5 protein-coding genes and 3 pseudogenes are annotated in these 13520 nt (G+C 73.7%); 5 read left to right on the forward strand and 3 right to left on the reverse strand.

The features are described from left to right. Positions 1-15 precede the first annotated feature (15 nt). From QRT03_RS23965 to QRT03_RS23975, 5 genes and pseudogenes are all read left to right on the forward strand, one after another. On the forward strand, positions 16-3228 hold the full coding sequence (locus QRT03_RS23965; protein ID WP_286055846.1) for an ATP-binding protein: 3213 nt from the start codon (positions 16-18) through the stop codon (positions 3226-3228). Next, positions 3218-3355, forward strand: a pseudogene (locus QRT03_RS32230) (FAD-dependent oxidoreductase); the annotation flags it as partial. The gene QRT03_RS23965 and the pseudogene QRT03_RS32230, both read left to right, overlap by 11 nt. Positions 3356-3439: 84 nt before the next feature. Continuing rightward, positions 3440-4018, forward strand: a pseudogene (locus tag QRT03_RS32235) (GMC family oxidoreductase N-terminal domain-containing protein); the annotation flags it as partial. 489 nt (positions 4019-4507) lie between these two features. Then, a pseudogene (locus QRT03_RS32240) lies at positions 4508-4771 on the forward strand (GMC oxidoreductase); the annotation flags it as partial. Further along, positions 4768-6255, forward strand: a complete 1488-nt coding sequence (locus QRT03_RS23975; RefSeq protein WP_286055616.1) for a patatin-like phospholipase family protein — start codon at positions 4768-4770, stop codon at positions 6253-6255. The pseudogene QRT03_RS32240 and the gene QRT03_RS23975, both read left to right, overlap by 4 nt. Before the next feature lie 55 nt (positions 6256-6310). On the opposite strand, the gene QRT03_RS23980 is transcribed toward QRT03_RS23975, so the two are convergent. From QRT03_RS23980 to QRT03_RS23990, 3 genes are read right to left on the reverse strand one after another with little or no spacing between them, the layout of a single operon-like run. Continuing rightward, on the reverse strand, positions 6311-9058 hold the full coding sequence (locus QRT03_RS23980; RefSeq protein ID WP_286055617.1) for a toll/interleukin-1 receptor domain-containing protein: 2748 nt from the start codon (positions 9056-9058) through the stop codon (positions 6311-6313). Positions 9059-9061: 3 nt separating this feature from the next. Continuing rightward, on the reverse strand, positions 9062-10699 hold the full coding sequence (locus tag QRT03_RS23985; RefSeq protein ID WP_286055618.1) for a RyR domain-containing protein: 1638 nt from the start codon (positions 10697-10699) through the stop codon (positions 9062-9064). Then, positions 10678-13347 (reverse strand): toll/interleukin-1 receptor domain-containing protein, encoded by a 2670-nt coding sequence (locus QRT03_RS23990; protein ID WP_286055619.1) that lies wholly within the window; start codon positions 13345-13347, stop codon positions 10678-10680. Before QRT03_RS23990 ends, QRT03_RS23985 begins: the two co-directional genes overlap by 22 nt. Between the last annotated feature and the right edge of the window lie 173 nt (positions 13348-13520).

The raw sequence follows: 13520 nt of genomic DNA on the forward strand, positions 1-13520 counted from the left end.
CGACCGGGGGTGCCGATGGTCGAGTGCGGGCCCATCCGGCTGCTCGGCGGCCTCGGGGTCGAGGACGGGGTCGCCCTGCGCACCCCGCCGGGCACCGGGCTGCAGGTGCTCCTCGCCCTGCTCGCCACCTCGCCCGGCACACCGGTCGAACGGGACCTGCTGTGTACGGAGCTGTGGTCCGACGCCGCGATGCCCCGCAACCCCGCGGCCAGCCTGCACACCCGGATGACTCGCCTGCGGGACTGGCTCGGCATCCCGCGCGACGGCCTGGTCTCGGCGACCGGCGCATACACGCTGCAGATCGACCCGGCGACGGTCGACCTGACGAGGTTCCACCGCGCCGCGGACGCCGCCCTCGGCGCCGTCGGGCCGCACACCGTCGACGTGGCCGACGAGGCCCTCGCCGTCTGGGGTGGGTGCCCGTGGCCGGGTCTGTCCAGCCCGCGGCTGGACCTCGCCCGCCGTCATGCCCAGGCCCGGCACCGCCTCGTCGTCGAGACCCGCATCCGTGGCCTGCTCGAGGTCGGACGGCCGCTCGAGGCGGTCGACGCGGTGACGCCGCTGGTGGCCGAGGAGCCCGAGGTCGAGGTGTGGCACGCGCTGCTGGTCCGCGCACTGCACGAGACCGGTCGGCCCCGCGAGGCGACCGAGGCCTACCTCGCCGCACGCCGCCACCTGCGGGCCGAGCTCGCCGTCGACCCCGGCGAGGAGCTGCGCGAGGCCTACCGGCGCCTGCTCGCCGACCGGGCGCGGACCTGGACCGACGCGGGCGCCCGGACGGGCACCCGCCTCGTCGGCCGGGAGGCGCCGCTCGCCCGGATCGCCGCCGGTCTGGACTCCGACGCGCCCGACGGCCTGATCGTGGTGGTCGAGGGCGAGGCCGGCATCGGGAAGTCGACCCTGCTCGCCGCCGCTCGTGACGCGGCCCGGCGCTCCGCGACGACGGCACCGGGTGCCTGGGACGAGAGCCGGACCCCGATGGCGGCGTGGTTCGAGGCGCTCGGACCGCCGCCGGAGGGCCCGGCCGGTGCCCCGGTGCCGTGGGTGCGGCAACGTCTCGCCGAGCTCGCCGTCGACGCTCCCGTGCTGGTCACGCTGGACGACGCCCACCACGCCGACTCGGCCTCGCTCGCCGCTCTCGGCGGGCTCGCCCAGCACGGGGTGCCGCCGCACGTCGTCGTCCTCGTGGCCGCCCGCGTCCCCGACGTGGTGCCCCACCCGGACTGGAGCGCCTGCCGTGCCGAGCTGGCGCGTGCCGCGGGCACCGTCGTGCTGACCCTGCCCGACCTGCCCCCGGCCGCCGTCGCCGAACTGGTCGACGCGCACCTCGGGCGGCTCGGGCGGGACGCCGTTCGGCGGCTGTCCGTCCTCGTGCACCGCCGGGCGGGCGGTCACCCGCTGCACACCGTCGCCCTGCTGGACCAGCTCACCGGGCAGCCGGACGAGGCGGCGGCGGTCGCGGCTGCGGCCCAGGTGCCCGACCGGCTGCGAGCGGTGCTGGAGCACCAGGTCGGGCGCCTCGACCGCGCGGCCCGTCGCACCCTCGAGGCCTTCGCCGTCCTGCGCCCCGTCCCGATCACCGCGCTCGCCGCCGTCCTGGACCGCTCGGCCGTCGCGGTGGCCGACGACCTGCGGGCGGCAGCCGAGTTCCGGCTCGTGGTCACCGACGGGGACGCCTTCGACGTGCGCCACGACCTCGTCGCGGCGACGGTGAGCGACCTGGTCCCGGCGCCGGTCCGCGTCACGCTGCACCGGACACGGCTGGAGAAGCTCCCGCCCGAGGCCGATCCCTTCGCGCGCCTGCGCCACACGCTGGGCGCGGCGCCGGAGCTCGACGACCGCACCGTCGCCCTCGCGCGCCGCGACGCCGGCGTGGCCGCCTACGAACGCCGGGCCCTCACCGAGGCGCTCGACCTGCTCGACGACGCCGGCGAGGTCCTGCGCCACGACCTCGTGGTGCTCGTCCACCGCGGACTGGTCCTCGGCGCGCTCGGTCGGCTCGACGAGGCCGACGTCGTCCTCGACGACGCCGTGTCCCGGGCGCTCGCGTCCCGCGACCCCGACCCGGTCCTGCTCGTCCGGGCCGCCGTCGGTGACGAGCCGCTCGGCCGGTCGGTCCGCGGCGACCCCCGCCGCCTCGCCCGGCTGCACCGGACGCGGCACCTCGCGCTCCCGCCCGACTCGCGCTTCGAGCTGCTCGTGGCCCTGCTCCGCGAGGAGTCGCTGATCGGCACCCCGCGCCCGGCGCTGCTCGCGGAGATGCGCCGGCTCGCCGAGACCCCGGGGACCTCGGTACGGATGCGAGCCCGGGCCCGGGCGCTGGAGGTCCGTCAGCTCGTCGAGGGACCGGAACCCGCGGCCCGCCGTCTCGAACTCGCCACCGACGGTCTGGAGCTCGCCCGTGAGGCCGGCGACCCCACCGTCGTCCTCGACGCCACCGAGCTGCTCATGACCGCGGCCCTCGGCGCGGGTGACGTCGAACGCGCCCTGGAACTGCGCGGGACCCTGGCGACCCAGGCGACCCGGTGGCACCGGCCGCGGCTGATCTGGGCAGCGCGGGTGCTCGAGTCCGCACTCGCCCTGGCCCGGGGCGAGGTCGAGTCCGCCGACGCCGGGGCGACCGCGTCGCTGCAGCTCGGACAGGAACTCGGGGTGGGGGATGCGCTGCCCGCGTTCGGCGTCCACCTGATGATCCGGAACTGGATGGCGGGCACCGCGGACGACCTGGGCGATCTCGCCCACCAGGCCGCGACCGACAACCCCGCGATGGCCGCCTGGGCGGCGGCCGCGGCCGTGGCGCGGGCCCGCGGCGGACGGCGGGACGAGGCGGCGTCGTGGCTCGCGGCGTTCCGGGCGCGTCGGGCGGCGACGTCGAGCCGTCTGTTCGACCGGCCCGCCCTGTGCCTGGCCGCGTGCGTGGCCTGGACGCTGGGCGATGTCGAGACCGCACGCCTGGTGCGCCGCGAGCTGCCCGCGGACCCGGACGCCGTCGTCATCCTGGGGTTCGGGGCCGTGATCACCGGCCCGGCGGCCCTGTTCGCGGGGATCGCCGCGATGACGTTGGGCGACCTGGCCACGGCCCGGGCGGACGTCGCCGCTGCGGAGAAGCTCGCGACGTCTCTGGGGTGGACCCCGTGGGCGGACGCGGCCGCGCGGCTGGGGACCGCACTGGACGGGGGAGTGGTGGACCTGCCGTTGGGAATGGGGGGCCGGGGGGATGGACGGTGACGTCGAGCGGCGTCAGGTGGTCGTGGTCGGGAGCGGGTTCGGCGGCGCGGTGACCGCGTGCCGGCTCGCGCAGGCCGGGTGCGACGTGCTGGTGCTCGAGCGCGGCCGGTGGTTCTGCGGGGACTTCCCGCGCAAGGTCACGGACCCGTGGCTGTGGCAGCAGGACGCGAACGGTCCGTTCGACGTCCGCCTCACGGGCGGCGTCACGGTGGTGCTCGCGGCGGGGGTCGGCGGCGGCTCGCTGCTGTACTCCAACGTCCACCTGCGGGTTCCTGACGACGGGTTCGGCCGGTGGCCGCGGGGATGGTCGCGTCGGGACCTGGATCCCTACTACGACCTCGTCGCCGCCATGCTCGACCTCCGCCGCGCCGACGAGCCGGAGGCGCAGCGGTACTGGCCGCTGCCGGGGCGGGCGGACGTGTTGCGCGAGGCGGCGACGACGCTGGGCGCCGGCGCGGACGTGTTCCACCCGCCGCTCGCGCTGAACTTCGGCGACCCCTCGACGCCGGCCGTGAACCGGTTCGGCGCAACGCAGTCCGGGTGCCGGCACTGCGGCAAGTGCAGCGTCGGGTGCAACGTCGGGGCGAAGAACAGCCTGGACAAGAACTACTTGCCGCTGGCGATCTCCGCGGGCGCCGAGGTGCGGGCGCGGTGCGAGGTGACGGGATTGGCGCGCTCCGGCGGGGGCTATCGCGTCGAGTACCGGGACCACGGGACGGACACCGACCACGTCGTCGTCACCGAGATCCTCGTCCTGGCGGCCGGGTCGCTCGGGACCACCGGGCTGCTGCTCGAGCACGGGCGTCGGCTGGGGCGGCTCTCGTCGCGGCTCGGCGAGCACTACTCGCCCAACGGGGACTACCTGGTGACCGCGCTCGGCCGGATCGACGACGAGTGGCAGCCGGGGGTGGGCCCGGCGATCTCGACGGCGGTGCTCTCGGACGACGGCGAGACCTGGTTCCTGGTGCAGGACGGCGGCATCCCGCCGCTGGACGTGTTCCGGTCCGACGTCGGGGTGCGTCCGGACCGCGACGACCCGGCGCTCCCGACGGCGGACGTCGGGGAGGGCTACCTCGGGGTGCTGCTGGCGATGGGGCGGGACAGCGGGACCGGGACGGTAAGGCGGGGATGGTGCGGGTCGGTGGGCGTGCGCTGGCCGTGGCTCGCGAACCGGCCCTTCTACGACGCGGAGCGCGACTACCTGGGAGACATCAACCACGTCCTGGACGAGGTCCAGTTCGACCTCGCGTACCTCACCCGCCGTCCGGTGTCGGTGCACAGCCTCGGCGGGGCGGTGATGGCGAACTCGCCGCGGTACGGCGTCGTCGACGGGTGTGGCGAGGTGTTCGGCGCGCCCGGCGTGTTCGTCGTGGACGGCGCGGCGATCCCGGCCGCGACCGGCGTCAACCCGTCGCACACCATCGCGGCGGTCGCCGAGCGCAACGCGGAGCGGCTCGCGCGCCGGTTGAGCGGGCGCGCGACCTGGGAGGCGCCGGAGAAGGCGGGGGCTCCCCGCTACGACGACCCCCTCCCGGTCCCATGAGGTCGCTGCTGCTCGCCGGGGGCGGCCTCAAGGTGGCGTTCCAGGCCGGGGTGCTGCAGGTGTGGCTCTCCGAGGCAGGGCTGCAGTTCGACCACGTCGACGCGTGCAGCGGCGGCGCCTTCAACCTCGCCCTGCTCTGCGACGGGCGCAGCGGCATCGAGATCGCCGATCTGTGGCGCCAACTGCGTCCGTTGGACGGGGTCTCGATCAGCCTCGGGGGGCTCCTGCGCGGGGAGTCCCTGGTGACGATGAAGGGCTACCGGGACAAGGTCTTCCCGTCGTGGGACATGTCGTGGCCGCGGATCAACGCGTCGGCGATCGACGCGACGTTCACCGTGCACGACCGGACCACCGGCAAGCGACAGGTGTTCACCGCGGCGCAGATGGACGAGGAGAAGCTCGTCGCCACGCTCTCGCAGGCGGTGTGGTTCCCGCCGGTGACGATCGACGCGAACCTCTACACCGACGCCGTGTTCGACACGGACGCGAACATCGACGTCGCGGTGCAGAAGGACGCCGACGAGATCTGGGTCGTGTGGACCGTCAGCACCCGCCCCGAGTGGATGCCCGGCATCCTGGCGCAGTTCTTCCACGCGCTCGAGGTGTCGGCCAACGGCACCCTGCAGTCCGACCTCGACCGAATCCGGTTCAACAACGGCAAGGAGCAGGTCCTCTTCGAGAAGGAGGTGAAGGCCGAGGTCCTGCGCGCGGAGGTCGGGACGCACTACCTCGCGCTGCTCAACGGCGACCGGCTGCACCGGGCCGTCGAGGCGGGGGTACGGGCCGCGCGGTCGTGGTGCGACGAGCGCGGGATCGCCTACACCCCGATCGACCGCGGCGACTTCTACGACTCCGGGGTCGAACTGCGCTTCTCGGACCGCCTCTCCGGTCGCATCCGCGGTCGCCGGGCCGATGCCGAGCTCTTCCTGACGGTTCCCGACAGCGGCGAGTTCGTGAACGCGGGCCGGCAGCGGGTGCAGGTCTCCGGGAGCGTCACCTGCTCCGTGCTGGAGGGCCGTGCCACCGTCGAGAAGGGGTGGGCCGACATCCTGCTCGACGCGGACGGGCACTGGCGGACCACCGATGTGGGCGGCGTCTGCGAGTCCGACTACGGCGTGGATCCGACCCGCAAGCACATGCTCTACGTGCTGCACCTGCTCACGCCCGACACCCGGCGCCGTGTGACCTTCATCGGCACGAAGACCCTCACCACGCCCACGGTCCGCGGGGTCGCGCGGGAGGCGATGACGATGTCGGTCCGGATCCTCGACGGCTGGGTGGAGTCCGACGACGGGAGTGAACCGCTCTGCGCCGGGCTGCTCTGGATGGGCTTCCTGGACGTGGCGCGCCAACTGGTCGGCGCCCGGGCCTCCGGCCCGGACCTCGCGTCGGAACTCGGCGGGCTGGCCCGCTACGGGGCGCTGTTCGCGGGGTCGCTGTGGGACGTGGCCGCTCGGAGGGTTCTGACCTACGCACCCTTCTGACCTTCGCCGTCGTGGACATCTCGGGCCTGCCGGGTCCGGCTCGAGATCGGGCCACTCAGCGACACGACAGGTCGTCCGGTGGATCCGTGCCCGTCACGCTCGTCCACTCGGTCGGGGTGAGGTCCCGTCCCGCGACCCGACAGGCAAGGGCGACGAGAGCGTCGTCCGAGAGGTCGCGCACGAGCATCGCCGTGGGCTCCTCGTCGGCGGACTCCGTGACCGAGAGCAGGGTGCGGGCATCCCGGGTGAAGGCGTGGCCGGTCTTGAGGCCCCCATCGGCAGGAGCGGGCAACGACGCCAGGGGGACGCCGCTCGCGAGGTCCACGACGTCGAGCGATCCGTCCAGTCGCGGACGTCCGATCAGCTCCTCCGAGTCGCCGGTCACCGGCGCGGCGCCCTCGTAGCCGGGATCGGGCGGCAGGGTACGGAGCAGGGCGCGACCGTCCTCCGTCCATGTCTCGAGCGAGCCGTCGGCCCGCTGCACGAGCAGCACCCGTCCCGCGTACGTGGCGGACGTGACGTCTCCCGGCAGGCGCGCCACGACCTGCCTCGTCGCGGGCTCGACGACCGCGGCCCCGGCGTCCCCCACGACCGCGGCGTGAGCGCCGTCCGGCGAGACGCTCCCGACGGCCTCGTCGTACTGCCCCAGGGCGACCGGACCCGGGACGTCCGCCACGACCTGCCCGGACCGGACGTCCCTCGTCACGACCGTCCCGTCGTCCACGACGGAGATCGCTCTGCCGTCGGTGGTGATCCGGGTGGAGACGGCGTCGTCGTCGTAGGTCGATGGCAGGGTGCCGGCCACGAGCGGCGTCGGAGGGATCGGACGGACCGCGTGAACGGTCAGCCCGCCTCCGGGGTCCCAGGCGAGTCCCCCCGCCATCTGCTCGCTCCGTAGGATGGCCGGCGGGCCACCGGCAAGGGACTGGACGGCCAGGACGGACTCCCGACCGTCCAGGACCGCGACACGAGCTCCGTCGGGGGAGACCGCGATCTCGGGCGGAGGACAGGCGGTACATGCCCAGTCCGCTTTGGTGGGGAGGGCACGGGTGAGGCGGTCGACCTGCCGGAGATCCCACGTCGCGATCGAGGTGCCCGACGCCGAGACCAGACGCGACCCATCGCCGAGGAACTCCAGTCCGCCCTCCGTGACGTCAGGGATCCCCGTCAGGGCCACGGGCGCCGCGGCTGCGGCTCCGGATGCGGTCACGTCCGAGACGTAGATCGTCCCCGCGCCTGCGGCCGCGGTCCTGCGGCCGTCAGGAGAGAGCGCGAGGGCGTCGGCCTTCGTGACCGGTGCTGTCGCCTCCGAGACGGGGACCTCCCCCGCGCCCGACAGCGTCGAACCGACGTCGAAGACCCCCGAATCGTTGGTGTGGGTGAAGGCAGCCCCGTCACGGGAGATCGCGGTCGCGTAGAGCCGCGCCCCGAAGCCGGACAGCGGCACACTCGACACCACGGAACCGTCGACGGTCCGGCGACGTTCCCACCCCTCGAGGCCCATGACGACCACCTCGTCGTCGTTCGGCAGCGTGACCTCGGCGGCGGACATGGAGGGAACGACGAGCCGCGCGGCGCCGGAGGCCACGTCTACCACGGCCGTGCGAGATTGCGGCGTGGCGGGCACATCGAGCGTCAGGACGGCGGTCCGCCCGCTCGGTGCCATGGCGACGTGGGTGACGTTCGACCCCGGGACGGTCAGGGGCATCGTCCGACCGTTCCGTGCGAGGAACGTGCTGCCGCCTCCCGTGGCGACGACCACCTGACCGGAGGAATCGGTCGCGATCTCGTCGACCCGCGTCGGTAGCGTGAGGACGTCCGACATCGGTCCGCCGTCGAACGGCAGACGGACGACCCGTCCGTCGACGAGCCCCACCAGCACTGTCGAGCCGTCATCACTGCCGTCCACCGAGCTGACCGGGACGGGCAGGTGCCGGACGCCGGTCAGGTGCGGGCTGGCGAGGTCGGTCTGCATCAGCGCCGCGCGGGTCTGCGGGTTCGGGGTGTTGCGGAACGCGGCGACGGCCAGGAGCGCCGCAGCCGGCAGGTCCGTGCCCGTGCGGGACACGGCGGTCGACGCGAGCTGACGCGCGACGGCGAGGTTCGTCTGCTCCACGGCGCGCCCTCGCTGGTACCACGCGATGCCCCCGGCGACCAGTGCGAGGACGACGAGCACCGACAGCGCCACCACCGCACCACGGGCACGTCGGACGGCCCGGCGTTGGATCGCAAGATGTTCTCCGCGGATCGTGTCCTTCTCGACCCCGCGGACCGTGGCGGTGACGTCGGCCAGCACGGACTGGAACGCGTCGTCCCGGGCGCGACGGGAGGCCCCAGCGCGCATCTCGCGTGCGTCCACGGTGCGCGGTTCCGCGCCGAAGACCCCACGGAGACGGGGGTGCAGCGCGGTGCTCGAGGTCGGGTCGAAGTCGTCGCCCGACCACGTCAGCGTGCCGTCGGTCAGCACGACCAGGATGCGGTGGACCGAGCGGTGCGTCCGCCACCAGTCCAGTTCGCGACCCACCCAGTCCGATCGGGCTGCGAGCGGGGACGCGAGGACCACCAACCACTCCGAGCGCGCCAGTGCGTCCTCGATCGTGGCCCAGAGATCCGGAGAGGCTCCGAGATTGGCGTCGTCGCGGAAGACCCGCACCGTCCGGGCTGCGCGGGCCTCCGTCGCGAACCGTTCGATCCCGACCTGGAGTTGTGCAGCGAGGGCCCCGTCGGCCCGGTGGCTGTAGGAGACGAAGGCGGCGTAGGTGGCACCATGGTCGGCGGGCGCCCGGGTGGCTGACGTCGACACGGGTCAGCGGCTGACGCGCAGGACGTGCAGCCCGACCTGGCGGAGCTGATCGGGCATGGCGCGCACCGAGTCGCGGTCCTTCTGCTTGGACTCCGGCGAGAGCTCGGTCCACGGAACGAGGTCGGGGTGGGTCATGGCCTCGTCGTCGCGCGGGCCCTTCTGCCATCCGGCCTTCTTCTTGTCCGCGCACCAGCGGTCGTGCTCCTGGACTGCGAGCCGTTCCAGCTCGGCGCCCTCGAAAGTGAACTCGGTGTCGGTCTCGGAGGCAGGGACGACGGCGAGGTGCTCGGCGCGGAGCTTCGCGCCGATGCCGCGCGCCTGGTCGATGTTGGCGCGCTGGAGATCGTCGGTGAGCTGGGCCCAGGGGACCGTCGACGCGTTGTCGTGCGCCGACTCGCCACGCTTGCGGGCGGCAGTGACGTACGCGGTGTGGGCGACGCGGGCCATGTCCCGGTAGACGCCGTCGCGCAGGGAGGACAGGTCGTAGACGTGGTCGGTGGTGTTGAAGAGGTTCAGACGGGCGCGGCCGAAGCTCGACCCCGCCACGTGCTGCCCGGTGATGGTGGACCCGAGGGCAGTGCTGGACCGGGTCGCGACGACCACGTCCACCGGCACGTCCCGCAGCCGCTGGAGCAGACGCAGGCCGAGCTGCACCGCCTGGACGTCGTCGTCCACGGCGACGACCACCCGGACCATGTTCTCCGGTATCTCGAACTCGACGAGCCCCGAGGGTGAGGTCGAGGTCCACGCCACGGCGGGTTCGGAGGTGCGGTCCCGACGACGGAGGTCCTCTCGGATCGCTTCGAAGGTCTCGCCGGCGCCCACGAGCACCAGGGACCCGTCCTCGGGCGCGGGAAGGTGCGCGTCGAGGAGCCGGCGGGCGGCCCGCGTGACCGGGTCGAAGAACTCCACGTGGACCGGGGACCCGGAGTTCAGCTCGTACGCGGCGAGTGCGGAGGCGAGCTCCGGGGACGCCATCTCGAGGAAGCATGGCGGTGGCGTGTCCACCCCGTCGAGCGCCGTCCGGACCGCCGCCGCGACGTCGGTGTTCCGGGCGCTGTCCCCGGTCACCACGATGACCTCCCGGGCTCGGTCGATGCGCGCCTCGCGCAGCACGTCGACGTCGCGCGGGTCGCCACCGACGCGCAGGACGGTCTCGTCGCGGAGGTCGGGCGCGGGGTCGCTGCTCGCGGTGCCCGGACTGATGACGACGCAGGTCCGGCCCTCCCGTGCGACGCCGCGCGCCACGAGCAGGGCGGGGGCACCGTCGCCGCAGACGATCGTGTGGGCGTCGAGCCGGCGGGCGCGCACCGCGTCATAGGTGGAGTCGTAGACCGCCTTCACCGAGTACCCGAGCGTCAGCAGCGTCGTCGCGGGCGCGAGGAACCGGGCGATGTCGAGGACGACCGGGAGGTCGCCCATCGTCTGCAGCGGTGCCGCGTCGAGGAGGAAGAGCTGCAGCGTGTAGTAGGCGATGTCGGTCCAGCCCTCGCCGGCCTCGAGCCCGGGCCGTGGGATGAGGTCCTCGAAGCCGATGAACCCGAGCACCGCGGCGACGATCGCCGCGCCTCCGAGGCCGATGCGGAGATACGAATCGGCGCGCGCTCGTCCGGTCGTCGTCATCGTGGCGACTGCCCACACACCGAGGCCTCCTCGCGGCCGTTGGTGAACAGCGACCACTCGGCCCTGGTCAGGTCCCGGCCGCGCGACGCGCACAACCTGGTGCGCATCGCGTCGGGCGTGAGGTCGTACGTGTGTTGCCCCGTGGAGTCGACGATCAGCAGCGAGTCGGCGGAGAGGAAGAACGGCTGGGACGAGAGTTCGGTGTTCGTGCGCAGCACCGCATCGCGGGCCCCCAGCGCCACGTCCCAGATGCTGACGCCGCCTCCGGACGCCGAGCCCGCAGCCAGTCGGTTGTCCGACCCGAACGACAAGCCCGTGACGGCATACTGCTGACCGGAGAGCACGGCGGTCGGGTCCGTCGGGCGGGCGACGTCCCAGATCACGATCTTGCCGTCCATGCCGCCCTGCGCGAGACGACCGTCCGGGGCGAAGGCCAGGCTCGTCGTGCCGATCGAGCTCGGGCCCTTCAGCTCGGCGACGGCGCTGCGACTCGGGACGTCCCACACCTTCAGGCCGTGGTTGAGCGAGCTGTGGGCGAGCATGCGGCCGTCGGCGCTGAAGGCGAGGTGGGTGTACAGCTCGAACGTCTCCGGTCCGACCGAGGGCGGCGGGATGCTCGCGTACTCGGTACCGTCGGTGCTCGAGTAGAGTACGACGCCGCCGGCGGGGTCCCCGACGGCGAGGAGCCTCCCGTCGGGGGAGTGCTGGAGCGCGACGACGGAGCCGGTCGACAGGCCTCGGAGCAGCCTCAGGGGAGTGCCGTCCCGGACGTCGAACACACCGACCGCACCGTTGGTGTACCCGACGGCCAGTTGACCTCCGCCGACGGACACCGAGGCGGCCTGGACGGGGAGTGCGACCCGCATCGAGCGGTCACCCTCGACGACCTCGGCCGTCAGGCCGTCCGCGGAGAGGATCGCGGACCGTCCGGCGGCGGGCTCGGCCGCCCCGGCCGTCCCGGCCGTGACCGTGCCACGCGCCCGTGACCAGTCGTCCCCCATCCTCCAGACGACCGCGTTGCCCGTGAAGTCACCGGTGAGGATCGTTCGGCCGTCGGGACCGACGGCGACGTCGGAGGTCGTGCCGACGGGACCCTGCACGATCTGCTCCCACCGGCTGGAGGTCGGGATCGACCAGCGCCCCACCCAACCGTCGCGCGACGCCGTCACCAGCGTGTCGGCGTCGAGGTAGGTCAGCCCAGTGATCGTCTCCTGGTGAGCCGGCACCCGTTGCCAGGCGCGGGACGCGAGGTCGAGCACGAGCACGTCCCCACCGTTGCGCGACGCCGCGAGGGTTCGACCGTCCGGCGCGAACGCCGCCTTGCCCTTGGTCATCGAGGCGTACTCGGTGGTCCGCGCGACCTCGGCGCCGGTGGCCAGGTCCCAGACCAGGAAGGTGCCGGACCAGTCCCCGGCAGCGACGAACCGACCGTCGGGTGACAGCCCGACCCCGGACGTCGGGCGGGTCAGACCCGGCAGCCGGCGCATCTCGGCTCCCGTGGCGGCGTCGACGACGATCACCTCGCCTCGATAGCCGCCCACCACGAGCCGAGTGCCGTCGGCGCTGAAGGCGAGGTCGTAGGCGGGACGATCGATGCGAGTTCGCGCGCTGCGGGTGCCCGGGTCCCACACGGTGGTGCCGAAGCCGTCGCCGACCGCGACCGAGCGGCCGTCGGGGCCGAACTCGGCCACGGACACCGTGTTCGAGGGCAGCTCTGCCCGGACCGTCCGGGTCGTCGCGTCCCAGAGCCGGACCGGGTCGCCCGGACCCGCCGTCAGGAAGGTGTTGCCGTCGGGGCTGACAGCCGCGGTCTCGATCACTCCCCGATGCCCGCCGAGGTACCCCACGACCGACCGGTCGTGTTCGACCATGCGCATCATCGCTCCGGTGGCCTCGGGAGTCGGGCTGACCTCGGAGGCGGCCAGGGCGAGCAGCGTGGACAGCTGCGGGTCCCGGTCGGTCCGGGTCGCGGACTGGGTGGCGAGCAGCCGGGAGGTGGCGACGTCCCGCTGTCGGGTCGCCTCGCCTGCGTTGACGGTCGCCAGGAGAGCCGCGACCAGCGCGCACACCAACAGGATGGCGAGCGTGGCCGCCGCACCCCATGCCGTCCGGACCGTCTTGCGGTGCTCCCGGAGGTCGTCGCCCTCGAGCTCGGCCTTGGACCGACCGCTGATGGGGGCGGCGAGCGCGGCCACACCGTCACGGAAGGTGCCGTTGCGCAGGGTCATGTCCGGGCTGGTCCGGGCCCAGGTCAGGTCGAGGTAGCGCGGTGGCTCGACGAAGGCCTCCGCCAGCGCGGGTGGTGCGGCCGAGCTGTTCTCGACGTCGAGCCGGCCCTGCTGCTCGTCCCAGACCCATGTCCCGGACGTCACGACGACGAGGATCGACTCGGGGCCGTGGTGCTCGAGCCAGAAGCGGATCTCGCGGTCGACCCACTCGGACGCGGCGGCCTCGGGCGAACACAGCAGCACGAGATAGCGGGCCTCGAGCAGGACGCCCTGGATTGTCGTCCACAGCTTCGGGGTGACCTCGAGGCCGGCGGCGTCGAGATACACGGTCCGCGCCCGCCGCCGGTACCAGGGCTTCCCGAGACGCTCCAGGGCCTGGTGGATCGCCGGCGCCAGGTCGCGGTCGGCGGCGTGGCTGTAGGAGATGAACGCGTCCACGGAGGATGCGCTCGCCGGCGTCGGACGAGGTCGTGCCGGGTCGGGAGCCGGCGAATCCAACAGCACCACGGCGCGGTCCCCCCACGGTGTCCCGGTGACGTTCCGTGGTCACTTTATGGAGTCGATCACGAGACGACATGGGCTGATGGGGTGAACCATGCCGTCCGGCCGGT

Origin of the sequence: Actinomycetospora termitidis (assembly GCF_030286555.1) — a bacterium.
Lineage (GTDB): Bacteria > Actinomycetota > Actinomycetes > Mycobacteriales > Pseudonocardiaceae > Actinomycetospora > Actinomycetospora termitidis.